24 protein-coding genes and 1 pseudogene are annotated in these 25860 nt (G+C 36.6%); 3 read left to right on the forward strand and 22 right to left on the reverse strand.

Translation table 11 applies throughout. The annotated features are described in order from the left end of the window. Positions 1-213: 213 nt before the first annotated feature. From J0J35_RS03520 to J0J35_RS03550, 7 genes are all read right to left on the reverse strand, one after another. Entirely contained in the window at positions 214-1587 is a 1374-nt protein-coding gene (locus tag J0J35_RS03520) for a Xaa-Pro peptidase family protein (RefSeq protein ID WP_206917788.1), read from the reverse strand. 66 nt (positions 1588-1653) lie between these two features. Continuing rightward, complete coding sequence (locus J0J35_RS03525) at positions 1654-1935, reverse strand: hypothetical protein (RefSeq protein WP_206917789.1); 282 nt, start codon at positions 1933-1935, stop codon at positions 1654-1656. Continuing rightward, a complete protein-coding gene (locus J0J35_RS03530; RefSeq protein WP_019291683.1) occupies positions 1936-2484 on the reverse strand; it encodes a DUF6036 family nucleotidyltransferase in 549 nt (182 codons plus the stop codon). It abuts the gene before it with no gap. A 108-nt stretch (positions 2485-2592) separates the two neighbouring features. Next, positions 2593-3747 (reverse strand): cystathionine gamma-synthase, encoded by a 1155-nt coding sequence (locus J0J35_RS03535; protein ID WP_206917790.1) that lies wholly within the window; start codon positions 3745-3747, stop codon positions 2593-2595. 147 nt (positions 3748-3894) lie between these two features. Then, complete coding sequence (locus J0J35_RS03540; RefSeq protein ID WP_206917792.1) at positions 3895-5253, reverse strand: FAD-dependent oxidoreductase; 1359 nt, start codon at positions 5251-5253, stop codon at positions 3895-3897. A gap of 1 nt (position 5254) precedes the next feature. Further along, positions 5255-5614, reverse strand: coding sequence for an iron-sulfur cluster biosynthesis family protein (locus J0J35_RS03545; RefSeq protein ID WP_206917794.1), 360 nt, complete (start codon positions 5612-5614; stop codon positions 5255-5257). A gap of 18 nt (positions 5615-5632) precedes the next feature. Beyond that, the gene (locus J0J35_RS03550) at positions 5633-6205 is read right to left on the reverse strand and encodes a TetR/AcrR family transcriptional regulator (RefSeq protein ID WP_046401182.1); all 573 of its coding nucleotides are present in this window, start codon (positions 6203-6205) and stop codon (positions 5633-5635) included. 185 nt (positions 6206-6390) lie between these two features. Between J0J35_RS03550 and J0J35_RS03555 the strand changes: the two genes are divergently transcribed. After that, on the forward strand, positions 6391-7029 hold the full coding sequence (locus J0J35_RS03555) for a hypothetical protein (protein ID WP_206917796.1): 639 nt from the start codon (positions 6391-6393) through the stop codon (positions 7027-7029). Positions 7030-7136: 107 nt separating this feature from the next. On the opposite strand, the gene J0J35_RS03560 is transcribed toward J0J35_RS03555, so the two are convergent. Genes J0J35_RS03560 through J0J35_RS03575 form a run of 4 tightly spaced genes read right to left on the reverse strand, consistent with a single transcriptional unit; the run spans position 7137 to position 9804 of the window. After that, positions 7137-7976: an undecaprenyl-diphosphate phosphatase gene (locus tag J0J35_RS03560; protein WP_019293965.1), complete on the reverse strand. Its 840-nt coding sequence runs from the start codon at positions 7974-7976 to the stop codon at positions 7137-7139. 13 nt (positions 7977-7989) lie between these two features. Further along, positions 7990-8868, reverse strand: a complete 879-nt coding sequence (locus J0J35_RS03565) for a DUF4097 family beta strand repeat-containing protein (RefSeq protein ID WP_206917797.1) — start codon at positions 8866-8868, stop codon at positions 7990-7992. After that, the gene (locus J0J35_RS03570) at positions 8865-9485 is read right to left on the reverse strand and encodes a DUF1700 domain-containing protein (protein ID WP_198494700.1); all 621 of its coding nucleotides are present in this window, start codon (positions 9483-9485) and stop codon (positions 8865-8867) included. Before J0J35_RS03570 ends, J0J35_RS03565 begins: the two co-directional genes overlap by 4 nt. After that, positions 9478-9804, reverse strand: coding sequence for a PadR family transcriptional regulator (locus J0J35_RS03575; RefSeq protein ID WP_046401179.1), 327 nt, complete (start codon positions 9802-9804; stop codon positions 9478-9480). The genes J0J35_RS03570 and J0J35_RS03575 overlap by 8 nt, the downstream gene beginning before the upstream one ends. Before the next feature lie 159 nt (positions 9805-9963). On the opposite strand from J0J35_RS03575, the gene J0J35_RS03580 reads away from it, so the two are divergent. Continuing rightward, the gene (locus J0J35_RS03580; RefSeq protein ID WP_206917798.1) at positions 9964-10413 is read left to right on the forward strand and encodes a GNAT family N-acetyltransferase; all 450 of its coding nucleotides are present in this window, start codon (positions 9964-9966) and stop codon (positions 10411-10413) included. Between the two features lie 24 nt (positions 10414-10437). Here J0J35_RS03580 and J0J35_RS03585 read toward each other — a convergent pair whose 3' ends face one another. The 5 genes from J0J35_RS03585 to J0J35_RS11785 form a co-directional block, all read right to left on the reverse strand. Next, the gene (locus J0J35_RS03585; RefSeq protein ID WP_206917799.1) at positions 10438-12474 is read right to left on the reverse strand and encodes a copper-translocating P-type ATPase; all 2037 of its coding nucleotides are present in this window, start codon (positions 12472-12474) and stop codon (positions 10438-10440) included. A gap of 159 nt (positions 12475-12633) precedes the next feature. Further along, entirely contained in the window at positions 12634-14601 is a 1968-nt protein-coding gene (gene nagE, locus J0J35_RS03590; protein ID WP_206917800.1) for an N-acetylglucosamine-specific PTS transporter subunit IIBC, read from the reverse strand. Positions 14602-14897: 296 nt separating this feature from the next. Continuing rightward, entirely contained in the window at positions 14898-16043 is a 1146-nt protein-coding gene (locus J0J35_RS03595; RefSeq protein WP_206917801.1) for a GGDEF domain-containing protein, read from the reverse strand. Between the two features lie 12 nt (positions 16044-16055). Next, entirely contained in the window at positions 16056-16697 is a 642-nt protein-coding gene (locus tag J0J35_RS03600) for an EAL domain-containing protein (protein ID WP_242534075.1), read from the reverse strand. A 132-nt stretch (positions 16698-16829) separates the two neighbouring features. Next, on the reverse strand, positions 16830-17222 hold the full coding sequence (locus tag J0J35_RS11785) for an ArsC/Spx/MgsR family protein (RefSeq protein WP_370569338.1): 393 nt from the start codon (positions 17220-17222) through the stop codon (positions 16830-16832). A gap of 175 nt (positions 17223-17397) precedes the next feature. Between J0J35_RS11785 and J0J35_RS03610 the strand changes: the two genes are divergently transcribed. Next, positions 17398-18222, forward strand: coding sequence for an Rgg/GadR/MutR family transcriptional regulator (locus J0J35_RS03610; RefSeq protein ID WP_206917803.1), 825 nt, complete (start codon positions 17398-17400; stop codon positions 18220-18222). Between the two features lie 86 nt (positions 18223-18308). Here the strand turns inward: J0J35_RS03610 and J0J35_RS03615 are convergent. The 6 genes and pseudogenes from J0J35_RS03615 to J0J35_RS03640 form a co-directional block, all read right to left on the reverse strand. Next, a pseudogene (locus tag J0J35_RS03615) lies at positions 18309-18404 on the reverse strand (tryptophan-rich sensory protein); the annotation flags it as partial. A 29-nt stretch (positions 18405-18433) separates the two neighbouring features. Beyond that, positions 18434-19540 carry a glycerate kinase gene (locus J0J35_RS03620; protein ID WP_206917804.1) on the reverse strand — a complete coding sequence of 369 codons (1107 nt, stop codon included), beginning with the start codon at positions 19538-19540 and terminating at the stop codon, positions 18434-18436. A 65-nt stretch (positions 19541-19605) separates the two neighbouring features. Next, a complete protein-coding gene (locus J0J35_RS03625) occupies positions 19606-22188 on the reverse strand; it encodes a glycoside hydrolase family 38 C-terminal domain-containing protein (protein ID WP_242534077.1) in 2583 nt (860 codons plus the stop codon). A gap of 25 nt (positions 22189-22213) precedes the next feature. Next, entirely contained in the window at positions 22214-24142 is a 1929-nt protein-coding gene (gene mngA / locus J0J35_RS03630; RefSeq protein ID WP_206917805.1) for a PTS 2-O-a-mannosyl-D-glycerate transporter subunit IIABC, read from the reverse strand. Positions 24143-24255: 113 nt separating this feature from the next. After that, on the reverse strand, positions 24256-24987 hold the full coding sequence (locus tag J0J35_RS03635; RefSeq protein WP_165719690.1) for a MurR/RpiR family transcriptional regulator: 732 nt from the start codon (positions 24985-24987) through the stop codon (positions 24256-24258). A 111-nt stretch (positions 24988-25098) separates the two neighbouring features. Continuing rightward, positions 25099-25584: a TspO/MBR family protein gene (locus J0J35_RS03640; protein ID WP_206917806.1), complete on the reverse strand. Its 486-nt coding sequence runs from the start codon at positions 25582-25584 to the stop codon at positions 25099-25101. Positions 25585-25860 lie beyond the last annotated feature (276 nt).

A 25860-nucleotide genomic window follows, 5' to 3' on the forward strand; every position in this document is an offset into this window, starting at 1 on the left:
TTAGTCAAAAGATATGTTCAAATTTTTGAATGAAAATAAAGCGCTTAACACTTCTGAATTATTACACTTTAGGTTTATGACTCTAAGTAATCCCGTTCAGCCTAATATAACATTCTTTCATAGTTTTAAAATGTTCATCAAATAATATATTGTTTTTTTAATTGAAAAAAGCCTCAACTATTACGATTTAACAAAAAAGCCAAATTCGGCTTTTTATTTTGCAGTCAAAGCTAATGTCTTATCCAACATAAAAGGACGTAAATAGGCTGTAGCACTGCTCATTGGAAGAATTTCGTCACTGAGTGCAATCCCTAATTCATTTTGAATATAAGCTCTTCTGTTTTGCACGCGCGTCCAAATGTCAGGATATTCTTCCTGTATCTCTTTTCTTAACTGCGCATCCGCCAGGAAGATACCGCTCTCACAACTTACACCGCCGTATCCAGGAACAGATGGAATAATATCAATCTGGAACAGCATGCCACTCTCGATACTTTCTGTTGACTGCGGATAAACTGGTGAGCTCATCCATTCTTCATCAGCGGAGAGATGGCCAGGATTAAGAGTCCAACCGTATTTTTCTTGTGGCAAAACTTCTTCTATTTTGTTATATAGCTCTTGCCCTTGTATACCAATCTTGATTGTTTCCAGCCAAGTTTTAACGGCATTAAAATAAGGTTTTGCAACAGCCGAAAGATAATCTTTCTCTTCATCTGGAAGATCAGAAACTTGACTTACCGCATAGCCTCCTCGGCTTTGGAGGCCTCCTTTATACCCTGTCGTTAGGGAAAGTTTGTCTCCCTTTTTAATGACTTTATCGTTTGGATAGATATTGGCCTTTACAAAACGTTCGCCTGTTGCCATTATTGTAACGACATTATGTGCTTGTCCAAGGTCTGATAATTCTCTTGCAACTTCCATTTCACTTTTTCCAAGCTCTATCTGATTCATCGCGTTTAACATGCATCGTCCTGCCAAAGCAGCACCAAATTCATAATGGGCAAATTCGTTTGCATTATTTGTTGTGCGAACACCATTTTCCCCGATAAAAAGACGTGTAGCATTTTCTAGTATGGCTTTTGGACATAAACTTTGCACAGCGTGAACTAAGAAATGAGGTAAATCGAAAAGCTGATAATTATCCTCTTTTGTGCTGGTAAAGTTTTTCCACCCCACTAAACCAATCTTTTGAGTATGCTCTAGGTCACATTTGCTTAAGATTTCTTTAACTGTTTCTTGAGTATTCATAGGCTGATTAGGTAGAGAAAGATGTGGCATATGTACAGCTTCTGCTTTTAACCTTGCCTTATCTGCTTTATTTAGGTTTTCATTACCTAAAACAAGATAAGCTTTACCATCCTTATGAAGGACAAGCAGGGCTTCTTCAAAACGCGGGAGAAAACCTGTAAGATACTCAAAGTTACTTCCATGTTCTAGGTCCGCATAGATAATTAAGCAATCAAAATTATCTTGGGTCATTTTATCAAGTAATTCCTGCCTTCTCTGCGCCATTGTATCATCTGTCAGTCCAACTGGTCTTAAGTTTTCTTCAAGCGTTGGGGGGTTAAATTTCGTGAGTTGAATCATCTCTTGCTCCTTTTTGTCAAAATAAGAACTGCCGCTTCAGCAATTCTTATTTTTTTCTATATTTTATTAATTTTTTAACTCTTGGGCGACGGCTTTCAAGCGTGAAAACTGAGCGGCTTCGGATAAAGAAACAGTCATTTCCCAAGCTTTGCTTCCTTCCTCAACCGCTAAAGTCAGGAAAAAGCGCTGAAAATAGGATAAGCGATCCGACTGTCGAAGATATTCAATATCGTCATGTGTCAAATAGATTTGATCACGTTGGATAGCTTTATTTAAATAGCGGAGCCAGAGCCTCGCATTTCCTCTTGATTTTTGAGCCGCAGCTTCAAAATATTCTTTCCAATTCATTTATAATAGCCTCAAAAGTTCAGGATTTTCTTTTAAATAATTTTTTAATGCTTCTTGGCCGTAAGCGAGACCGTAAGCTTCTAAAACAACTGCAGGATCAGAAGTCCCTTCTGAATAGCTGTTGAGCAAGTCAAGGAGTGTATCTGGACGTTCAATGTTTAATTTCTTCATAATCTGAGCAATGTCAGGAATATCCTTGGCTCTGCCCACTTGAATTTTGTCAATCAAAACTGACTGCAAGGAAGACAAATAGACTTCGAGATGACTTGCCTTGAAGATTAAAACTTTATCTTCATCAGAAAGTGACATGATGCGACCGATAGAATGGCTTAACCAAGGTTCATTAGCCGTTCCGACATGAAATTCTTGCCCAATCTCAGCAATAATTTCCTCAACTTTCGCAGTTGATTCATAAAAGGCATCGATATCCTCTGTAGCTTTTAGACCATGATACTCCAAGACAAAACCGCCTACGCATTGTAAGCTTAGGTGGATATCATTTTCTGCTAATTTTTCATTCAAACGCGTAAACAACTTATTATAATTCATAAATTATATACTTTCTCTTGAAAACTCTCTTCTTGATTATAGCATACCGTGTCTTATAAAAAAAGAGTTTTTCCTCTTTTTACATAATAAAAAACACCTAGTGGTGTTTTAAGAGTTAATTTTCGCAAAGGCTTGATTCAAGTCTTCCAATAAATCTTGGATATCTTCGATACCGGCAGATAGGCGAATCAGGCCATCCTTAATACCAGCTTCTTCACGAATCTTTTTCGGTATTGAAGCATGGGTCATCACTGCAGGTACCTCAATCAGACTTTCCACACCGCCGAGTGATTCAGCTAAAGTAAAGTATTCTAAAGCCTCGACAAAGTCTTTGACTTTATGTTCATCCTTAAGTTCAAAAGAAAGCATTCCTCCAAAGCCAGACATTTGTTGTGAAGCAATCTCATAACCTGGGTCTTGCGGAAGTCCTGGATAATAGACTTTGCTTACTTTCTCTGACACATCAAGAAACTCTGCAATTTTTTGAGCATTTTTAGCATGGGCCTCCATACGAAGTGCTAAAGTTTTGATTCCTCTTTGAACTAACCAGCTGTCTTGAGGACCTAAAACACCACCGATTGAATTTTGCATGAAGGCGATACGTTCAGCTAATTCTTCTTTATCTGTGGTGACAAGTCCAGAAACAACATCGGAATGTCCACCAAGATACTTCGTACCCGAATGCAAGACAATATCTGCCCCCAAACTTAATGGACGTTGGAAATAAGGTGTTGCAAAAGTATTATCAACGATTGTCAGTAGACTATTTTCTTTAGCAATATCTGCAAGTTTTTGGATATCTAAGACAGTCATCAAGGGGTTAGAAGGTGTTTCAAAATAAATTGCCTTAGTTGATGCTTTAATCTTATCTTTTAAAGCATCAATATCTTTTAAATCTACCAAGTCATATTCCAAACCAAAATTAGACATGACTTTATCCATGAGGCGGAAAGTTCCCCCATAAACATCATTACCTAGAATCAAGTGGTCCCCTGATTTAAAAATAGAAAGAACGGCATGAATGCCAGCCAAACCTGAACCAAAAGCAAAGCCTTGGACACCACCCTCTAAGTCGGCAATAAGTGTCTCTAAGGCATTACGTGTTGGGTTCCCCGATCTCGAGTATTCATAAGCTTTGGGCTGCCCGAGACCATCTTGCTTATAGGTCGATACTTGATAGATAGGAACAGAAACAGCACCTGTTGTAGCATCTTCACTGATGCCTCCGTGAATCATCTTTGTTTTTAATTTCATTTCACTCATACTTCACCTCTTTTTAATTGTTTATTTATTATAATGCAGATTATCTATTGTTGACTTTGGGTAATCCTATATCCGACTTTTAATTTTTTTATATCTAAAAAAACACAGAATTTATAAGAGAAAAACCCTTTAAATAAGGGCCTTTTCTTATAGTTTCACTTCATTTACTGGAGCAAAAAGATCATTTAAAGCTTCACTCATGGTTGGATGAGTGTAGATATGATCTCTTAACATGGTGTAAGGTAATTTTGCTTTCATCGCAAGCGATAAAATATTTATCACTTCATGTGATTCTTCAGCATAAAGAGTTGCACCTAATATTTCTTGTGTGTCAGGATCAACCAGCGCTTTAAGTAGCCCTTTACTTTGTCCAAGTACTGCAGATTTTGGAATAGATGTAGCTTCTAAACGGAACAATCGGTACTTGGTACCTTGAGCTTGAGCTATTGTTTCTGTTAAGCCTATATTAGACAGAGTTGGTGTGATAAAAACACTACTTGCTAACTCACCTCGATTACTTAATGTCCGAGATTTGTCGCCATAAAGTTGACTTTCAATGATACGAAAATCATCCAATGACGTATAAGTAAATTGTGGTCCACCATGTACATCACCCAAAGCCCAAATATTTGGAGCAGAGGTTTCAAGCTTTTCATTCACTAAGATATGTCCTGCCTCGCCAACTTTGATTGAAGTATTTTCTAAACCTAATCCAGAAGTATTGGGCTTACGACCTGTAGCAAGAAGAATCTTGTTTCCCTGTACTTCTTCTGCTTGACCATCTTTTGTAATATTGAGGATACTTGCTTCATCACGATCAAAAACACCATTTATTTCATAGCCGAGCTTGAAGACAGCACCAGCGTCTTCTAAATCTTGCTTCACGCGCTGCGCAACATCTCTATCTTGACGCGGCAAAAATATATCGTGTGAGTCAATAATCGTTACCTTTGATCCATAAGACAGAAACATGGCTGCAAATTCAAGTCCGATATAGCCAGAACCCACAATCAGAAGGTGTTCAGGTTTTTCTTGTAAGTCCATCAATCCTGTCGAGGTCACAAGATTTTTACTCTCCGACATACCAAGGATTGAGGGCAAAATAGCACGCGCACCCGTATTGATAAAGATACGTTCAGCTTGAACAAGCATTATGGGCTTTCCTTCTTCGGATATTTCGACCTCATGGTCTGAAAGAAATCTCGCCTTCCCGTCAATTACAGTTGCATTTGGTTCATCTGCAATCATATGGTAATTCTTTTTATTCAGCTTTTCGACTAGGCTGAATTTTTGAAGGACTGCCTCGGTGAAAGCTTCACCTTTTTGGCCATTTACAATTAACGACTTAGACGGAATACAGCCAATATTAATACAAGTTCCCCCGTACATCCGCGTAGATTGTTCCACGATTGCTACTGTTTCCCCTTTATTGGCCAATGATTTAGCCAGAGTTTTCCCTGCTTTCCCAAAGCCAATAATTAAATTCTTAAATGTCCTTCTCTCCATATTAAAGTTTGCCTCTATAGTCAACAATAAGAAGATTATGGCTCAAATATTCTCCGTCTGTCTTCAAAGCAATGAGGTTGTAACTGCCTTCCACTTTAGCTTGTAAATCTTGGGCGCTCCAGAACATTTCCCCCCATTTTTTGAAGTAAACAGGACCAAATTCTGAATCCATATGTGCATCAAAAGCCTCTGGCAACTTGCCTTTGTCAATAGCAAGGATACGGTAACGTGAGATACCGCCCGCACATGCGTCAATAGCTTCGTTCTTTTCACTCAACTCGTGGTCAAAATCTAATACAAAATCTGCATTCTCAAATTTCGCTAATTTTTCGCTTACTGTTTTGTCAAATATAATTTTCATGCTTTTTCCTCCTATGTTTTAAGCAAGTGCCTTAATTTCTTTTCCTAATTGATCCAAGCCGTTTTCAAAAACTGACCAGTCTTGTGTAAGTTTCAGTAATAGGAGACTTCCTTGTATCGTTGAGATGATATGCTGAGCTTGCGTTTTAGAACGCGCTTGAGTCCAACCTGTGATTTCCACAATCCTAGCTTGAATCAATGCTGTCCAAGTCTCCATAAGCTGTCCTAACAACTCACGAAAATCTTTATCTTCACTCGCACCGAGTTCAACGACTAGGTTTCCTACAGCACAACCATAATGTTGTGTTTCATCCACATGCACCTGAATTTCCCAGTTTAGCATTGCTAGCAAAGCTTGTTTGGGATCCTCCATCTGGCGCAATAAGGGATCAAAACATTGTGTTTCCCAGTCATTACTATGAGAACGAATCACTTCTAAACAGATTTCTTTTTTTGATAAAAAATAATGATAGAGTTGTCCTTTTCCAGTACCCGAGTCCTCGAGAATATCTCGGATAGAAGTTGAGGCATAACCTTTTTGACAAAAAAGCTTTTTACTGCTGTCAATGATTTTTTCTTTTGCTTCTGACACTTTACACGCTCCAATCATTTTACCTACCGCTTGGTACAATACTAATATACCAAATTATGATGCCTTGACCAAATAATTGAACTGAGATTTTCTTTTCTTAATTTTTTGAAAGGTTTATGATATTAAAAATTATAATATTTGTTACACTAGAATATAGCGGATGTAAAAATTATATTGGAGGAATTATGAAGAAGACCATATTATTATCGATAGCATTAATAGGAGTTTTTGTACTTAGTGGATGTAAAGATGTCAAAAAAGAAAATACTGAAACAAAAAATGTTCCAGTTTCAAGTACTAATAAGAGCACCACAAAGACAACAGAATCCCAATCATCAAGCACTTTGGAGAGTATCCCTACATCAACTCCTACATCTGAAGAAAAGGAAACTGAACAAACTTCTTCTTTATTTGAAGGTTATAGCGCTGAACAAATTGAATATGCGCGCGTAACAGAAGCAATAATTCATTATTATAAAGGGGATTATCAACCTGTATCTATCGATGTTACTAAAAATGGACAAAATCATCATATTTTTCCTTTTGAAGGCTCTGTAGTTCTTCCTCAAGAAACTGTTACTTTATCCTTTAGCAAAGATAATACGATGGCCGGAACAACTATTATTACCTATAGTTCTAATCATGACGGTTCAATAAATTTTTATAAAGATCCAAATCATTATCAAGATGAAAGATACCTTAAAAATCCTTCATGGGTTAAGGAGGAATCGCAAAAATTACTAGACAGCATGCAGACAATAGAAATACCTATTTCATTTGATTACGAAGCTGCTCAAATCATTTCCAAAATACAAGTGAAGTAAAAATTGAGCTTTTTGTTTGTATTTAGGCTTTAAAAAAATCCAAAATAAAAACCTACCCTACTTAAGTTACATGGCCTTAAGCAGGGTAGGTTTTTCTGATCTGTGTTTTAAATTACACCCACAAGGATGAAGAGGATAACGATAATCCCCAGCGCAATACGGTACCAACCAAAGATTTGGAAGTCACGGCGTTTGATGTAGCTCATCAAGAATTTAATAACGAAGATAGATACAACATAAGCGACAACCATTCCAACGATAAGGGCAATCACTTCTGATAAGCTAAAGTGAAGGCCGAATTTCAAGAGTTTAAAGGCAGAGGCGCCAAGCATAGTGGGTACTGCGAGGAAGAAAGTAAACTCGGCAGCAACGACACGTGAAACTCCAATAAGCAAGGCACCCACAATTGTTGCTCCTGATCGTGATGTCCCTGGAATCATTGAGAGGACTTGGAACATCCCGATGATCAGTGCAGTTTGATAGGTAATTTCTTTCATTGTATTGATTTTTGGTACACGTGTTTTATTCCAACGTTCAATCACGATAAAGGCGATACCATAAACAATCAGCATAATGGCAATTGTCAATGGTGTTCCAAAATTTTCTTCTAAGAAATCATTTAAGAATAAGCCAAATACAGCTGACGGAAGGAAGGCCACTACAACCTTAACCCACATGTTAAAGACAGAACGTTTGATCCGTACACCTTTTCCTTCAACATTAACAAAAGGATTCATCTGTGACCAGAATTCCACAATAACTGCAATAATTGCACCTAATTGGATGACTACAAAGAACATATCTTTGAAAGCTTGTGTCATGTTGGTGTGAATGAAGGCATCCACTAAAAGCATATGCCCTGTGCTTGATACGGGGAGCCATTCTGTAATTCCCTCGACGATGCCGAGAAAAATAATTTTCAAAAGTTCAATAAAATTTAAATCCATTTTTCCTTATGTCCTATTCATTAATGAGGTAGAAACTGCCATCTGTAACTTTGACTGTCAAAGCTGTCTCTTGATTTCCCGTTTGATAAGGAAATTCTTTTTTGACATGATTTACATAAAGTTCTTCTGCCTCTACATTTATCCCCGGCAATTGACTGTTTATCATTTTCAATTGGCCGTCTTTTTTAACAATTTTGCTACGTTCTTTCAGATGAAGATTTTCAAAAATAGTTGCACCATCATTTGAAGCAAAATCCATACTTTCTGCTGTCACACGTTCTAAAACAGAAGCCCCATCATTAGAAGTTACTTTCAAATGTCCCGACAAAGTCAAATCACGCAATTGCCACGCAGCATCACTAATATTCATCGTGAGTTGGCTTCCTTTAACCCTTTCTAAGGAAAGGCCACCGTCTCGAAGATTAATTTTGAGACTATCTGCTTTCAAATCACGCAAGGTTTTTTGTCCGGATGTTCCGTCGATAATGATTTTCTCAAAATTCATATTTTCTGGTACAGTTACAATTATTTTTTCCTGACCCATTTTACCAAAATTAAGCCCTAAATTGAAGTCAAAGGTGCTTTTTCTCGCCTCAACATTCAAAGTTTTACCTTGAAGGTTAATCTCAGGCTTCTGATCAAGCAAGTGGCTCTCAACTTTCAGAGTTGAGCCAGAGATAATTTCTAAATCCGCATCTTTACTGTTGATAATCATATTTTTTACTTTATCTGTAGCAAAAGTCTGTTCTGTAGAAATAAGATGAGAGATTTGAGGACGGCCTTCTTTCCAGACAAGACTCGTTTTACCTCCAGCAGCTAAGCCAATACCTAAAAGAATAATGCCAGAAATAATCATAGTCAGTGCGGCAACTATCGTTCTTTTATTTTTCACAAGACTCCTCCTTTCTGATCGCGTTTGGTTCTTTGAGTTAATTTACGCCCCAACCATTTAATCATTCCAAGAAAACGAAGGCACAGCCATTTTGTGAGGAAAAGAATAAAAGGACTGATAAGGATTCCCAACCCAAAAAGCAAAAGACCAAGTCCACTAAAGACTAGTGTTGTCATTGGACTACTGAAGATGACACCAAGTCCAGAAATGAAGGAGAATAATCCACCAAACACGAGTGAAACATCAAGCATGTACAGACTAAAGAGGAGAGCTAATAGCATCATTAACAAGGCTAGAATAAGTAAAAGAATGGCAAGTGCCAAGGGTACCAAAAGCGGTGAAGCAAAAAGACCAAGTATAATGAGCCATACCAGCTGAAAACGTGATTTAGCGGGTATACTTTTTTCTTCTTCTTGCGCGTGATCATCTTGGTCTAAGAAATAACTGAGTTTGAGCTTGGTAGCAAATTGTTTTGGGGTTCCATACTGTGCTTTTATATCCTCAAGTGTCATTCCTGACTCAATAAAGTATTCTTGATAATAAGCGATTAAGTCTCCACTTTCTTCTTGAGGTAGTTCTGTCAGATGGGCCTGCACAGCCTCTAAATAACTATTCATCGTTTTCGAGTTCTCCTTCTACTAAAAGTTTATCCATGGCATTACGGAATTGCTGCCAGTCAGCAGTTATTTTTTGAAGCTCTTGGCGTCCATTCTCTGTTATCCGATAATAACGTCTCATGCGACCTTCATAAGGCTCGTCATAATTTTCTAAAAGCTCATGCTTTTTTAAACGACGTAAGACAGGATACATGGTTGATTCACTAATCGGAAGTTGGGCTTGTACTGTTTTTGTCAACGCATAGCCATACATATCTTTCTTATTCAACAAAGAAAGCACTGTCCCGTCTAGAAGTAAGGTTGGAATTTGAATATCCATAATTGTCCTTTCCTTTTCCTTCATAGCATATTATATGTTGTATAATATGATACTATACGACATATAATAACATATAAAACATCTGCTGACAAGTATGAGGCAATAATTTCAAAAGATATGTAAAATAAGTTAAAGTTATACTGAAGGGTAAAGAACTGCATGCAAATCATAAAACTCCGGGAACATAAGGAAAAGCTTGAACAAGCTGCAAACTGGTTTCACCAGAAATGGGAAATTCCACTTTCTGCCTATCAAGAAAGCATGGCGACTTGCCTCCAAGGTTCAGAAACCATTCCGCAATGGTATATGATGATCCATGAATCAGAAATTATTGGTGGCCTTGGAATTATTGAAAATGATTTTCATAATCGTAAAGATTTATCGCCTAATATTTGTGCTTTGTATGTGGAAAAAGAATTCCGTAGTCAAGGGATTGCGGAAAAGTTACTCCAAGAAGCTTGCGATGATATGAAGATGCAAGGGATTCATAGGGTCTATCTTGTCACTGACCATACTCATCTTTATGAACGCTACGGTTGGGAATTTATTGGCTTTGTTCAAGCGGAAAATGAAGACGAGATGTTACGGATGTATTCTTACCAAATCTAAAAAAACTCCTAAATAGGAGTTTTTTTATTTTTCTTGTGGTCTTTCATATTTTAGTCCCATCGCATTGATTGAGACAATTACTGTTGAGATACTCATCAATACTGCAGCAGCCAATGGATCAATAGAGATACCAAAGGTTGGGTAAAGAATGCCGGCAGCAACAGGAATAGCAATGATATTATAACCTGCTCCAAACCAAAGGTTTTGTTTCATCTTTCGATTAGAGCGTTTAGCTATCTCAATCAGTGCTAAAACATCACTCGGATGTGAGTTGACCAGGACAACATCTGCTGTATTGATAGCGACAGATGTTCCGCCTCCAATCGCAATGCCGAGATCACTTGTAGCAAGTGCAGGTGAGTCATTAACACCGTCACCAATAAAGAGAACACCACCTTCTTCTTGGTAATCTTGGACAATCTTTGCTTTATCTTCTGGTTTTAATTCAGCACGATATTCCGCAATACCAAGATTTTTTGCAATTTTTTCTGCGGTAGCTTCATTATCTCCAGTCAACATTACAGGTATGATATCACGTTTTTTTAATTCTTCGATAAAGAATTTCGCATCTTCTTTTGGGGAATCACCTAAAGCGACAAAACCGTAAAGTATTTTATCAGAAATGAGGAAGGAAACAGTCAGACCTTGGTCAAAGACCTTTTGAACTTCTGCCTCATCAACCGTAATTCCATTTTCTTTGAGGTAAGCGTAAGAGACAATACTGTAATTTTTTCCTTGAATAGTACCTTTTAAGCCTACACCAGGAATATTTTCCAGATTTTCTGCTTCTAATTTCAAATCGTCAACAGCATTGACAATTGATAGCGCAATAGGGTGTGTTGAACCACTTTCTAATGCGGCCATAACTTGTAGAATATCTACCTTATCATCCTTAGCCAAATCGACTACTTGACGTACACTAAATTTTCCGTCTGTGAGTGTCCCGGTTTTATCCATAAGAGCATATTTTATTTTACTAATAGATTCAAGAGATGTACGGTTTTGAATCAGCAAACCATTTTTAGCCGAAAGATTAGTTAGGCGTGCCACGACTAAAGGTACAGCCAATCCTAAGGCGTGAGGACATGCGATGACAAAGACAGAAACAGCAGTCATAAGTGCAAAGCTCAATGAAGAAGTCATCATCCAAATAATAAAGGAACCAACCCCCACAATCAATGCCGCCCAGAAAAGCCAACCTGCTACACGATCTGCTAAGTTTTCACTGGCAGACTTTTGCTTTTGCGCCTTCTCTACTAATTGCGCAATTTGCGCCAGAAGAGAATCTTTTCCTAGAGAAGTTACTTTCATTTCAAAAGGGAGGTTCTGGTTTAGAGAACCGCCGTAAACTGTATCTCCTGCTTCTTTTGAGACCAAACGCGCTTCACCTGTAATCATCGATTCATCGATAGACAAATGAGCCGTTTCTGTTGTCACAATACCATCAGCTGGAATACGTTCGTTTTCTTTTACGAGAAGAATATCGTCCACTTGGAGCTCAGAAATGGCCACATCTTTTCCGTCTTTCAGATGTGCTTTTTTAGGAATGAGGGATGCGAGGTCTTTTAGTGCATCACCTGCACGACTAACTGCGCGCATCTCGATAATGTGACCTGCCAGCATGATAACAATCAAGGTCGAGAGCTCAAACCAAAAGTCCATTGCCTCGCCACCTGTCCATAATAAAACCGTAGCATAAACCGAGTAAGCATAAGCCACGACAATTCCCATCGTAATGAGCATCATCATCGCCGGTTTTCGAGATTGAAATTCTCCACGCGCGCCACTAAAGAAAGGTGTGCCACCATAGAAGAAAATAATGGACCCTAAAATAAGTCTGACAATCGAATCACCTTGAAAGCTTATCAGCTGAAAACCAGCAATACTTGAAATAGCAAGCAAAGGAACCATGAGCGCAATGCTGACTTTCAGCTTCTTACCCATATTACCCATGTGCATCATATGTCCTCCATGGTTCATCATATCATGTCCATCATGATGGTCCATTTCTGCCATATCATTCATCTCGTGATGCATGTGCTCTTTATGTTCTTCTTCCATCTCAACCTCCTTAAATTTTCTATTCTTTTAATAACTCTATATCTACAGTTTACATTTGTAAACTTATAAAGTCAAGTAAAAACTAAAAAAATGGAAAGAGAAAACTCCCTTCTGCTGTTTTGCGCCAAATAAAAAGTGGAATTAACTCCACTTCTATCTTTATTTACTTGTAACTTGACCAATCACGAGGTTGGCAATGACATTACCCGTTTTTGTAAGATTGATATTTTCTACACGCTCCGCATTTGTAAAAGCCACAATAATTTCTGTTCCTTTTCCTGCAGCTTTAATTTTTTGCAGATCCATATCAGCAATCTTATCGCCTTTTTTAAGAACTTGGCCTTCAGAAACAGTTAAATTAAACGGCTCACCTTTAAGCTCAACCGTATCTAAGCCCATATGTAAAAGAACTTCTAAGTCTGATTCTGTTTGGATGCCCATTGCATGTTTGGTTGGGAAGATATTTGTTATTTTACCTGAGATTGGTGCAAATACTTCTTCTTTTGTCGGTAATATCGCAAAGCCATCTCCCATCATTTGAGCTGAGAAAACTTGATCCGGAACTTCCGTGATTGGCATAACTTTACCTGTAGCCACCGCAAATATTTCTTGAGTGAATGCTTTAGTATCTGGTTGAACAACTTCTTCTGTTGTTGCTACAATATGGTTCGGAACTTCTCCAGTTTGTTGAATTTTTTTCAATTCATCCGCTACAAATTGCACTTCTGTACCTACGATGACTTGGACGTTCTTTTTATCTAAAACACGCACCCCAGGTACACCAGTTGCTTTGATTGCAGCTTGATCCACTAAGTCAGAATTTTCGACAGTTAAACGTAATCGTGTCGTACAATTATCAACTGTTTTAAGATTATCATTGCCAAGACCTTGATAAATACGGCCAGCAAGAAAAGCAAATTTTTCATCTGCTGAAGATAAATCTGGCTCTTCCTCACCTTCGCCACCTTCCTCACGGCCCGGTGTCATCATATTAAATTTCTTAATGACAAAGTCGAAAGTAAAGTAATAAACGACAGCCATAATCAAACCGAGCACAAGAAGCATGTAAGGTTGATTCGCAATTGGCACACGTAAGCTCAAGATGAAGTCGATGAGACCAGCCGAAAAGTTAAAGCCGGCAGTCCAATGGAAAAGGGCAGCGATAAACATGGAAATCCCTGTTAATACCGCATGCACAACATAAAGTGGCCAGGCCACAAACATAAATGAGAATTCCAAGGGTTCGGTTACACCAGTGAAAAATGAAGCAAAACCAGCAGCAAGCATAAGTGAAGCCGTAGCTTTTTTCTTTTCGGGACGTGCATTGCGATAAATTGCATATGCACCTGCAGGCAATCCAAACATCATAATAGGGAAGAATCCTGCTTGATAACGGCCCGTAATCCCTTGATTTCCAATGTTTTTCCAGAAATTACCGATGTCATTAATCCCTGCAGCATCGAACCAGAAAACGTTATTGAGTGCGTGATGCATTCCTGTTGGGATTAACAAGCGGTTCGAGAAACCGTAAATCCCAGCTCCTAAAGGACCAAGATTAACGATAGCTTTACCAAAAGTTGTTAATCCTCCGAAAACGGCAGGCCAAAGGAAAAGTAAAACAGCTGAAAGAGCGGCCATTATAACCGCAGTAAGTATTGGCACTAAACGCCGACCACTAAAGAAAGACAAGGCCACCGGCAGTTTCGTGTTACTGAACTTATTATAAACTGCTGCTGCGATTAGACCAGCTAAAATACCTATAAAAACGTTCCCGTTGTTAATCTTAGTGAATGCAGTATTCACTTTTTCGACATCAATTCTTTGCAAGAGAGCCACAGAATCAGGATTGAGTAAAGTCATTGGGACAAGGAAGGATACTACGCCAGCCAGTGCTGCGGAGCCATCTTTGTCCTTGGACATTCCAAAGGCCAGTCCAACAGCAAAGAGTAATCCTAAGTTATTCAGAATTGTTTGCCCGGCTTGAATCATAAAGGCTGCCAATACATTATTGGCGCCCCAGCCTGTAGGATCAATCCAATATCCAATCCCCGTAAATAAAGCTGCAACAGGTAAAGTTGCAACCGGAAGCATGAGCGATCGGCCCATCTTCTGCATGTATTCTTTCATAAATCCTCCAAGAATAGAAAAATTAAATAATTTACCAAAAATGGCACGTACACAAACCTCTACTTTTAAGCACCAATATCAATACTTCTTATTTCACAAAAAGTAAGATTTAACTTTGGTTGACATATAAAAAGGCCATTGCCAATGCTTACACAATCGCCTTGTTTCGTTAAATCTTCGACCAGTTAAAATTTATGATATTTTTCACTTAATATGAGTAAATTTATTTGTACAATATTATTTTAACATCTTCTTGGTGATTTTGGTGAGTATAGGTGTAGAGGATGTATTACTTGTCAATATACGACCTGATTTTTACCTTTAGACTTTGCAATATAAAGTTTCTTATCAACATCATTGATAATTTCTTGCTGCTCTTGTGCGCCAACTACTTCAACTGCTCCTACCGATATTGAAGCCTTGAAGCTATTTTTTTCATACTCGAAATCATAAGTTGAGACCATATCAACAATGTCTTCCATAATCTCCTTGACTTCTTCTTCTAGATTATTTCTAAATATGATGAAAAACTCATCTCCTCCATAACGGAATAACTGACCAGATGTATTTTCTTTTTTTAACTTAATCCTAACAAGCTCACAAATCTCTTTTAATGTATGATCACCAGCAGCATGACCATAAGTATCATTTATATGCTTAAAGGCGTCCACATCAAAAAGTACTACAGTAAAAACTGACATATACTGACTTTCAATGATTTCTTGTAAAGTTTCCTCAAATTTTCTTCTATTATAAGTATTCGTAAGAGTATCCATGTAGGAGTACTTCCTCAATTCAGAATATTCTTGAACGATCAACTTTAAAATAGATAATACTTTTTCAGCAATAAATAGCATAATGCATATTTTTAAAAATATACCTACAGAATAACCTAAACTAAATTGAAATCTGGAACTAGATATGAGCATGACAGATAGAGTGATGGGAAAGCTCGCGAATAAATAGAAGTAACGTTTTTTTGTTACAAGCAATCGGTACTTGGAAATGATGTATAAACTCGTCCAAAATAAAAAGAGTGCCAATAAGACAAGCACAGTTGAGCGTATGTCAAATCCATAAGTGTAAGTATACAAGGCATAAAAGAGTAAAAATAACGGTATGACTGCATATTCTACGTATTTATAGTAGGATACAACAAAGTAATCGATAGCCACAACAACAAAAATTAATGAAGTATCACTTAGTAGGCCGCCTTCTGGTGAGTTTTTATCGATTTGGGTAAATAATAATTTTAAAACAATAATTAAAAATGTGAAATTCGTGGAATATAAAATATAGGTAAAAAAACTATTCTTATTTAATTTATAGTGGCGAATTAAATATTTAAAAATATAAATCATTCCTAAAATTCCAGGAATTAAAAACATTTTTACAATAAAATTACTCCCAAATATATCTTGAATATCATTGACATAAATCATAAACTAGTCCTCTCAATAAAACTGATGTGGAATACTGTAATAGTAACTTTGCTGTTTCCACTCTTGAGGAAAAGTTTTCAGAAGCGCTTCTTCTTCCACGCCTTCAATAACTATTTCTTTATCAAATGATGTGATAATCGACTCTATTGCTAATAAATAGTTGGAAAGTTGTTCTGATTCAAGAATATTTTTAAACTCCAAGGTTGATAATTTTATGCGTGATATGTAGGGATGCAAGTCAATTAAGCTCCTAAATGAATTAACACCCAATAAAAAGTCATCTAAGGCAATATCATAGCCCATCTGCTTGATTGATTTTATTATCTCACGTGGAACAATTTCTGAATAGTGGTTATTTCTATAAAGAGGAATCCGTTCTGTCAGCTCTATTTTCAGCTTTTCTTTATAATTGAAACTTTCAAGAAATGCAATCGTTTCAGAATAATACAATTCTTGATAGTCAATATTTAAAGAGTAGATAGTCTTCTCTTTTTTCAATAAATCATTCAAAATTTTACTGATTTTTTCTATATAGAGCTTATGTAATTCTCGACCTGACATTAATTCATCAAAGAGTTGTTCTGGAAACACATATTTCCCTGAAACTTCTTCCCTCAATAGCAGCTCGTATTCTTCTTGGATCGAATCATTCATATTACATATTTTTTGTCTAAAAAAGCATAAGTTATTGATACTTTTTCTTGCCTTATTATTTGTCATTTTCTTTTATTATTCCAATTTTATCTTAAAGTGGCTGATACATTCTCAGGTTTACTGACACTTTTCTTAATGATACCTTCTGTACTTTTGCGGAAGATATTTCCTGATTTCTTCACTGTTATATCCAACTAAAAGCTTATTATCATCTAAAACAATCGGTGTTTGAAGGAGGTTTGTATTATGTTTTAAATACTCAAGTCCTTCATTAAATGACAATTCATATAAATGAAGTATACCTTTTCTTGTCTCAGATTTACTTCGCGTTGGGTGTTTAACAATATCTTCTAAACCTTTATCTGTCATTGATAATGTCTTTACTATATCTTCTTTTAAAATTTTGGCAATAGGAGCTTTGCTTATTGTTATGCTGTGATCTTTAAACCACTTAAGTGTTTGACGCGAAGAATTACAGCCCCTTTTATAATATACTTGTATGATGTCTTTATCCTCTAATTTTATCTTTAAGAATTTTTATTCTATTTGTTTTGTTAGAAGTGATTTAAATCACTAATAGATTATAACGATAAATGACGTTCAAATTTTTTATATCCGGTATTTCGGATTAATAAATACATATTTTCTAATTTTATATTATAATAAAGTTTGATATTAAATTTTAGTAGGAGTAATTTATATGGTCTATCAAAAATATGGAATAACTTTTAAAAATATGAGAAAACAAAATAAATTTACTTTAGCTGATTTTTCCGAAGTAGGTTTAGCAAGTTCGACCTTGTCTGATTTCGAACGTGGTTTGACCATGATTAGTTTGGAAAAAATTGATTTAGCTTTACAACTCATGGGCTGTAGTTTATCTGATTTTGATAGCCATTTAAATTTCTACTCTCCTACTGATCCCATATATATATTGCAAGAACTAGAAAGAGCAATCCTATTCAATGATTCACCAAAATTGAAAGACCTTTACATGACTTGTAAACAAACAAAGCAAAGAAATCTTTGCCTAACCATAAAATTCCTACTGAAAAAGGGAACTTTAGAAGAAAAAAATGAAATCGTCAATTTCTTATACGAAACCAAAGCATTTGGTATAAAAGAACTTTCTATTTTTTACATCATCATGCACCAACTGGCCCCTCAAGATATTTTAAACATTATGAAGAGGTTAAAACAATATGGAAAAGGGATGTCTAATTCTGAAATTTATCACCGTCATCTGTCTCACGTGATACTAGAAGTTATCACTGTCCTTTCAAATTACGGACTTAAAGACGAAGCTTACTATTTTATAAAAAGAGTTGAAGAGCTCAATCTAGCTCAATCTATGCTCTTAAGAAATTTATTTAAGGCGGTAAAAGGGTTGTGGGTATATAATTTTGAAAATAAACTTGAAGGAAAAGAACAGATAAAAAAAGCGACGGAAATACTGTTGCTTGCTGCTCAACCTGAGGTCGCTCAATTTCACCAAGAAAGATTTAAAATGTTAGTTGACCTATGAAGAATAGAATTTTCTACTCTGTATATGAATTTCAAATAGAAAGAAACGAGTATCAAATCCCGTTTCTTTTTTTATTTTATCGCTATCTAATTCAAAACAGCGACACCCAAGCTCAAATAAGTCGCAAAGAGTATCCAGACAAAGTATGGCAAGAGTAGGATTCCTGACCATTGGTTGATTTTGAGGAGTATAGATGTACCTGTTGTATAAATTAATAAGGTTTAATATCTTTATAAGTTAAAGTCCGGATAATATTTTTGGTAAGCCGCTTTATATTCTTACAAGTTTGGCCATTATCCATAGCTTTTTCCAAAGAAAGTGGTGAGTGTTGGATTGAGAATGCTGCAAGTAGAAGTTCTTCCATTTCACCTAAGCCTTCATTAAGAGTACCACAAAAAGCTAAAGTTGGAACGCCATGCTCTCGGGCTAGCTTTGCCATGCCGTAAGGTACTTTACCATGTGCAGTCTGATTATCCAGCTTCCCTTCACCAGTAATTACTAAGTCCGCTTTTATGATTTCTTTTTCGATTTTGAGTAATTTCGCAATTTTTGAAAACCCTGGTTCAATAGTGCCGCCAAGTAAAGAAATAGCGGCTCCAAGTCCTCCAGCAGCACCTGTACCTGGAATTTTTTGTAAATCAAACTGATGATTCCTTTTGATATAATTGGCAAATTCTTGCGCCTTCTTATCATATATTTCAATTAGTTCAGCTGTTCCACCCTTTTGTTTCCCAAAATACTTGACAAAGCCATGGTCTCCCGCAAAAGGATTAGTAACATCTGCAAGTGCAGTTAACTGAATACCAGAAAAGTCTTCTCTTTTAGAAAAATCTATCTCTGAAAACTCAATCAAATTATTTACTTCAACGCCCAGCCCCTGTAAAAGACCTAATCCGCCATCTGAAGTCCCCGTACCTCCAAGTGAGAGAGTAATTTCTTTTGCTCCTTTTTGTTTTGCATCTAAGAAAAGTTTTGCCAACCCAAAACTTGTTGTACTTTGGAATGTATGTTCATCTGGCTTTATTTTATCAATGCCTACAACCTCGGCGGCTTCAATAAATGCCTTATCTTTATAAAGAAGATAAGATGCAACAGTTGGACGATGTAATAAATCCACTGTTTCTACCTCTACCATGTGCCCTCCCAAACCATGATTGAGCGCTAAAACTGTACCTTCACCGCCATCCGAAATTTCAAATGTCTTTACGGTGCAGTTAGGAAGGACTTCTAGTATTCCTAACTCTACGGCCTTATTTAATTCTTGACTACTTGCTGAGCCTTTGTATGAATCAATAGCCACTACGATATTTTTTAACATTTTTCTCTTCCTTTCAATGAAAGAGCAGTCCTTCCTTATAGAAAACACTGCTCTTCATATATAAATTACAAACGAACTGTAACCACTTGGTTGGGTTTTACCTCACCATCAAAAGCTCTGTCACGAATGACTTCATTTAAAGAGTAAAGGATAAAACTTTCCTTATCGTCCATTGACAAATGAAAGTTTTGTTGACTAGGGTTATAAAAGCGTGTCAATAATTCAATGGAATCTTCTGCCTTTTTGACAGTAGTCATCACTAATTCTTTATTTTTAACATGGAAAAGAGAGAAAGATGTAGGGGTTTTTTGCTTACTTTTATTCAATTTCATGGCATGATAAGGCATTTGGTTATATGTTTCAACTTGAGTTAAATAGTTTTTTTCATCTTGCGCGATTTCTACCCTATTTTTTGTAAAAGTCAATGCTAGATTGAGCCTAATCTCGCCTAACATTTGGGAATCAGGGGTTTCTAACTTAATTCCAGATGGACGACCTGGTCGGCGATACATTTCTTCTTTACCCAGTACTCCAATAGAACGTAAGACAGTAATTGCAATCGTATCATAGGAACTTCCTATAATTTCGTATTCACGACTAGAATTAGTCAAAACGCCTACAGAAGTCTGCGCATTGGATAAACCAACATGTCCAAGAAAAGGATAGATAGCATCCGGACGTTCATCCCAGTCTTCTTCTTTCCAATAGGATAAGGCATCATCCACAACAGGACGTTCAATCACTCCATATTGATTACTTGCAAAGCTGACCTTTGCAGCAATCCCTGTTGGAATAAGCAGACGTAAACGATGATCTTTGGCTGTATTGTTAATTGTAAGTTCAATTTCAATAATGCGGGATATTTTTGAGATTAAAAGTTTCAATGTCACTGGAATATTGATGAAGTCTTCACTTCGTTGTCTTTCCCGAGTGAGTTCTTTTGGCACAGAAAAAGTATACTTGCTTGTGATAATAAATTCGCAGTTATATTCTTGAATATCGATTTGTGCTTGGCTTTTTCCAAGAGATGAGAGTGGTATTTCATTAGGTAATGGTGAAAAGTCATATTCGTCTCCATCGTCAGCCGTATCGTCCAAAGCAAAGATATTCGCATAATTGACATGATGTTTCTTATCGTATATATCAACTGTACCATCGAGATTAGGATGAATTTTGTAAAATTCTGTTTCAATCTTTGATGTAGATTTTTTTTGTATCTCCATATATTCTGATTCCTTAACGAAAAGAATTTCATATCCCATTGCTGGTAAAGCTCGAATCAATTCAATCTCGTATTCATAAAAAGGTTCGTAATTGCCGTAATGAACAATTTGACGGTCAATAAGCCCAGGGTCTAACTCTTTCACAGATCGTAAATGATAGTCTATTGCATTTCCTTTACTATCTTCCAGCTGAAAACCTCTCATACGTGTTGTTACTGTTGTTTTAATTAATCGTTCTTCTTGATAAGGCAAGAAGTTAAAGAGGCCCAATTTATCCATCCCTGCCTTATTTGGTGATGCTTCCGTAATTTTTCGTTTATAAAAGTCAATCAGTAGGTCAGTACGTTCTTCAGCTTCAAAGTAACGTGCTTTTATCTCTTGGTGTACTTTATCTGAACAGCAAGCCCCCATAGAATCATGTGCGTGGTTTTTTAGTAAAAGTTTCCAAATAACTTCTAGCAGTCCATGTTCATAAGTAAAACCATGCGCATAAGCTATCGACATTAAAGGTTCAAGAATATGTGTGACTTTATTTTCAATACGCGTATTCAATGTTTTCAAGTCTTGACGTGTTGCGAAGATTGAGCGATGTACGCGAGAATACTTTCCATCAAGAAATTCCCCTTTAATTGTATCAAGATTTTCATTTTTCTCGATTTCTTCAAAAACATTCTCGTACTTGCTTAAGAAAAAATCTCGCTCTGGATAAAGCTGACGAAGCTGCTCTAAAACTTCAAAAATATTTTGCTGAATAGGCATCTGATCATGCCCATTTGGTATAACTTGAGTAATACCTGTAGCGCCTCTATCAAGAACTTGGAAATACTTATCCATACGCTGTTTTAATGCTTCTTCTTCAACAGGTAAGTACTTTCCAATGGCATAACCAAGTGGGAAAAGTTGAACCAACACTTTCGAACCATCATCTGATTCCCAATAAAATTCTGTTTTATCTGTGCCATGTCTTTCAGAAACACCTCGCCAGAAAATAGAATACTGAATATCAAACTGATTAAGGTACATTGGCAACTGACTGGTTTGTCCAAAAGAATCCGGCAAATAACCAATAGACATAGGTTGTCCTAAAGCTATTGAATCTTTATAGCCATAAAGAAGATTACGTGTGATGGATTCACTTCCTACAGTCATCTCATCTGTTTGTGATACCCATGGGCCAATAATTAATCGTCCAGATTGGACGAGCTTTTTTACCCTTTCTTTATTTTCGGGTTTCACTTGGAAATAATCCTCCAAAATAGCTGTCTGTCCGTCCAGAACATAACTTGGATAATCTGGATTTCCTTCGAGCATTTCCATTATTTCTTCCATATTGTTGACTAAAAGTATTTGACTTTCTTCAGTTGAAAAATACCATTCTCTATCCCAATGCATGTGGGGCACAACGTGCACGCGTTTTTTCGTCATAATGATAAAACCTATTTTCTATTTTTTATTTTGTTGCTAATTTTTTTAATTTTCCTTGGCGCGTGATAATTAAAAGTAATGTTGAGATTGCTGCGCCAAGTAATGCTGCACCAAACCATATAAGATCCGCTTGAAGCAGCCCAAGTTCTCCTTGAAGTAAAGCAAGAGAGAAAATACCAGCGCCAGGCACATTTAAGCCGATATTTGCAGAAGCAACAATCGCTCCTGTGACAAGTGAGCCCCCAATAAATGAGCCCAAAATACGAATCGGATCCCCCATAGCTACTGGAATAGCACCTTCGGTAATTCCTGCAAAGCCAAGAATCCAAGTTTGCGTTCCAATTTCGCGCTCTTCTTTCGTCCACAAGTCTTTTTTGAGGAACATAGCAGCGGAAAGTGAAAAAGCGGAAACCATTTTTACTGATGCAAAAATAGCATATGGAATAAAGTTACCAGAAGCCATTGTTCCGATACAAAAGGCATAAGCTGCTTTATTTACAGGTCCTCCCAAGTCAAATGACACCATCATCCCTAAAATAGAACCTAGAATAATTGCATTTGTTCCCTGCATCGACTCTAAAAAATTAAGCAAGGTTGTATTGAGCCAAGCCACGGGTTGACCAATGATAAATAACATTAAAAGTGCTGTAATTAATGTGCCGACAACAGGATAAACCCAGAAGGTAACAAAACCTTTTAATACTCCACTTGTTTTAATATTTTGCTTCATCCATTTCATCAAGAAGCCGGCAACTAGACCGCCAAGCATGGCACCTAGAAAGCCTGAATTAATCGCCGTTGCGGCTAAACCAGCCGCAAATCCTGGTGCAAGGCCAGGTTTATCTGCTAAGGAATATGCCATATAAGCAGAAAGTATCGGAGGCATTAAAATACCCAACATATTCCCTCCTAAAGTTTTAAGAAGGTAAAGCCAAAAATCATTAACTTCAGGAGCGACTGGTGCTGCCATTTGTCCCTGAAGGTTAAATATTTGAGTAATCATGACGGCAATTGCCCCAATCATACCACCAGCAATAATAATAGGAATAATATAGGAGATTCCCGTCAAAACAGAGTCTTTGACTTCACCCCAAAATCCTTTATTTTCTTCAAATTCCTCAATCTCCTCTTCATCTCCAGCTGGAATATAATTTTCAGCTTTATTCAATAAATCCTGAATCAATGCTTCAGAATTCTTCAATGGTTCTGCAACTTTAACATCTACTTTTGGTAGTTTGTTAAAGCGTCCCATTTCTTTTAAAGCAACATCATGGGCTAGAATAATTCCAACGGCTTGGTTCGCTTCTTGAATGGTTATACGGTCCTCAATACCATTTGCACCTTGCTTTTCTACTTTCGCACGATATCCCATTTCTTTAGCTTTTTTAATAATGGCCTCTGCAGCCATATAAGTATGAGCGATTCCTGCGGCACAAGCTGTAATCCCTAATATTAATCCCTTATCATCTGTTTCTTCTACAGTTTCTTTCTCATCTGTTTCAAGAATCATTAGCATTTCTTCAGGAGTTCTTGCTGCTTTTATTTTACTCAGATAGTCTGTATCACCTAAACGTCCAGCTAAGTCTGCGAGTAGTGTTAAATGTAAAGTTCCTGCTTGATTTTCAGGTATCGCTAATACGAAGAGGGTGTCTACTTGATTTTCAGGGTTTAGTGACGGATAGGCGCTTGGAGTTAAAGGGCGAGACAGACGTACCACTGCAAAAGTAGCTTCTCTTACTGTGGATGATTTCCCGTGTGGAATAGCTAAGCCATTTTCAAAACCTGTAATACCCATATCTTCGCGCGAATACAGAGCACTTTTAAATACTTCTGCTGACTCAATTTTGTTTTCATCCGCAAGTTTTTGAGCTACAAATTCAAAGATTTCCTTTTTCGTCGTAAAGTCTTGCTCCAAGAAAATCAAACTTTCTGATGTCGCTTGTGATAACTTCATAAAAACATCTCCTTATATTTTGTTACTCATAGTATACTATCAAATAAGCGCTTTCACGAAAAACTAGTAAATGTAAACAAGTAACTTGAAGATATAAAAAGAGTCGTGTAATATTACACGACTCTTTTTTTAATATAGTTCCTAAATAAACTATTCATAATGATCATTAATGGTGTTTTATCTGTCACATTGTAGCCATCCACAATTTCTGGCTTTGCATAACAGAACAAGCTTAAATCTGCTATGCGCGCGAGGTTATTATCAGAGAGATTCGTTAAGCTTATCACACAATGATTCATAACCTTGGCTTGCTGAGCTAATTTTAGAACAGCTTCACTTTCTCCAGATAGACTTATAAAGAAAAAAATTTCTTCTTCTGCATGAGAAATCCTTTGTGCAACAGTATTAGGATGAGGAGAAAAGATAAACTTTGGATCAAAAGCATAGAAGTTATCAATACAGACTTTGCTCAAATCGCCTGTCTGACCGATGGCAAAAAAATTTATTGCTTTTGCTTCATGGAATAGCCGAATACATTTATCCTGACGTTCTAGATCAATCAAGTCAATATTTTTCATCAGATCATACCGATCTGTGAGTTGTTGATTTCCTTTTTCTTGATCTAATTCCCATTTCAAAGAAGCTTTTAAATCAGTAAAACCTTCATAACCTAACTTGTGACAAAATCGAGTAATTGTATTAGGCACACTATAAAATTCTTTAGCCAGTACAGTAATTTTTGAACGCGCAGCAGCTTCCTTATTTTTCAGAATATAGTCCACTAAATCATCCTCTAGCTCTGTTAATTTATAATCAAAATTTAGTGCACGTTCTTCAAATTTCATCCGGAAATCCCTTTCATGTCCATATTACCTCAATTTTATCATAAAACTTGTAGGAAACAAGTTAATAAAAGGTAAAACAGCTATAGGAATGTCCCGCTATATCTTTATTTACTAATTCAAAACAGCGACAGCCAAGCTCAAATAAGTCGCAAAGAGTATCCAGACAAAGTATGGCAAGAGTAGGATTCCTGACCATTGGTTGATTTTGAAAAATTTCTTAATACAAAGATAGACCACAATATCAAGAACAAGGATAACAAGTACTCCAAACCAGAAATAACCCTTGAAAAAGATAATGCTCCAGATAAAGTTGAGGAATAACTGGGTGACATAAAGCAAGAGAGCGGGCTGGGCTTCACTCTTTCTTAATTTTAAATTTTGAAAAACTATAAAACCTGCTACAGCAATCAAGGCATAGAGAATTGGCCAAACAATACCAAACAGATAATCTGGTGGCGCCAATGGCGGAAGTTGTAAGTTGTTATAAATCGATTTGATATCACCAGCTAATATTCCTGATAAACTCCCAATTGCTTCTACCACAATGATAAACAACCCAACAAGTAATATCGGTTTTAGTTTACTAGAATGTTTCATAATGCTCCTCCTCTTTTTCTAAGTTATCCGTTTTCTTTAGTATTTTCTTAATTTTAACATATCCCCTATTTTAAAGGCAGTTATTCGATTGTAAATTTTACGCATGTTGGGTTGTTTAGAAAGCTTTGTCTATACTCTTTGATAAAGATTTTACTTTGGCTTTACCCTATTTTTATTTTTTAAAATTCCCTTTTTAATTGAATCGAAAATTAAAAATTGTTATAATAATTATAGCGCTTACATGATTAGTCCGGACATAGTCTTACCACCAACAGG

Source organism: Lactococcus sp. LG606 (genome assembly GCF_017309645.1).
Lineage (GTDB): Bacteria > Bacillota > Bacilli > Lactobacillales > Streptococcaceae > Lactococcus > Lactococcus petauri.

Coding starts and splice junctions, on each gene's coding strand:
- J0J35_RS03520 (WP_206917788.1), bottom strand. CDS start 1,587: ATGATTCAACTCACGAAATTTAACCCCCCAACGCTTGAAGAAAACTTA.
- J0J35_RS03525 (WP_206917789.1), bottom strand. CDS start 1,935: ATGAATTGGAAAGAATATTTTGAAGCTGCGGCTCAAAAATCAAGAGGA.
- J0J35_RS03530 (WP_019291683.1), bottom strand. CDS start 2,484: ATGAATTATAATAAGTTGTTTACGCGTTTGAATGAAAAATTAGCAGAA.
- J0J35_RS03535 (WP_206917790.1), bottom strand. CDS start 3,747: ATGAGTGAAATGAAATTAAAAACAAAGATGATTCACGGAGGCATCAGT.
- J0J35_RS03540 (WP_206917792.1), bottom strand. CDS start 5,253: ATGGAGAGAAGGACATTTAAGAATTTAATTATTGGCTTTGGGAAAGCA.
- J0J35_RS03545 (WP_206917794.1), bottom strand. CDS start 5,614: ATGAAAATTATATTTGACAAAACAGTAAGCGAAAAATTAGCGAAATTT.
- J0J35_RS03555 (WP_206917796.1), top strand. CDS start 6,391: ATGAAGAAGACCATATTATTATCGATAGCATTAATAGGAGTTTTTGTA.
- J0J35_RS03560 (WP_019293965.1), bottom strand. CDS start 7,976: ATGGATTTAAATTTTATTGAACTTTTGAAAATTATTTTTCTCGGCATC.
- J0J35_RS03570 (WP_198494700.1), bottom strand. CDS start 9,485: ATGAATAGTTATTTAGAGGCTGTGCAGGCCCATCTGACAGAACTACCT.
- J0J35_RS03575 (WP_046401179.1), bottom strand. CDS start 9,804: ATGGATATTCAAATTCCAACCTTACTTCTAGACGGGACAGTGCTTTCT.
- J0J35_RS03580 (WP_206917798.1), top strand. CDS start 9,964: ATGCAAATCATAAAACTCCGGGAACATAAGGAAAAGCTTGAACAAGCT.
- J0J35_RS03585 (WP_206917799.1), bottom strand. CDS start 12,474: ATGGAAGAAGAACATAAAGAGCACATGCATCACGAGATGAATGATATG.
- nagE (WP_206917800.1), bottom strand. CDS start 14,601: ATGAAAGAATACATGCAGAAGATGGGCCGATCGCTCATGCTTCCGGTT.
- J0J35_RS03595 (WP_206917801.1), bottom strand. CDS start 16,043: ATGATTTATGTCAATGATATTCAAGATATATTTGGGAGTAATTTTATT.
- J0J35_RS03600 (WP_242534075.1), bottom strand. CDS start 16,697: ATGAATGATTCGATCCAAGAAGAATACGAGCTGCTATTGAGGGAAGAA.
- J0J35_RS03610 (WP_206917803.1), top strand. CDS start 17,398: ATGGTCTATCAAAAATATGGAATAACTTTTAAAAATATGAGAAAACAA.
- J0J35_RS03620 (WP_206917804.1), bottom strand. CDS start 19,540: ATGTTAAAAAATATCGTAGTGGCTATTGATTCATACAAAGGCTCAGCA.
- J0J35_RS03625 (WP_242534077.1), bottom strand. CDS start 22,188: ATGACGAAAAAACGCGTGCACGTTGTGCCCCACATGCATTGGGATAGA.
- mngA (WP_206917805.1), bottom strand. CDS start 24,142: ATGAAGTTATCACAAGCGACATCAGAAAGTTTGATTTTCTTGGAGCAA.
- J0J35_RS03635 (WP_165719690.1), bottom strand. CDS start 24,987: ATGAAATTTGAAGAACGTGCACTAAATTTTGATTATAAATTAACAGAG.
- J0J35_RS03640 (WP_206917806.1), bottom strand. CDS start 25,584: ATGAAACATTCTAGTAAACTAAAACCGATATTACTTGTTGGGTTGTTT.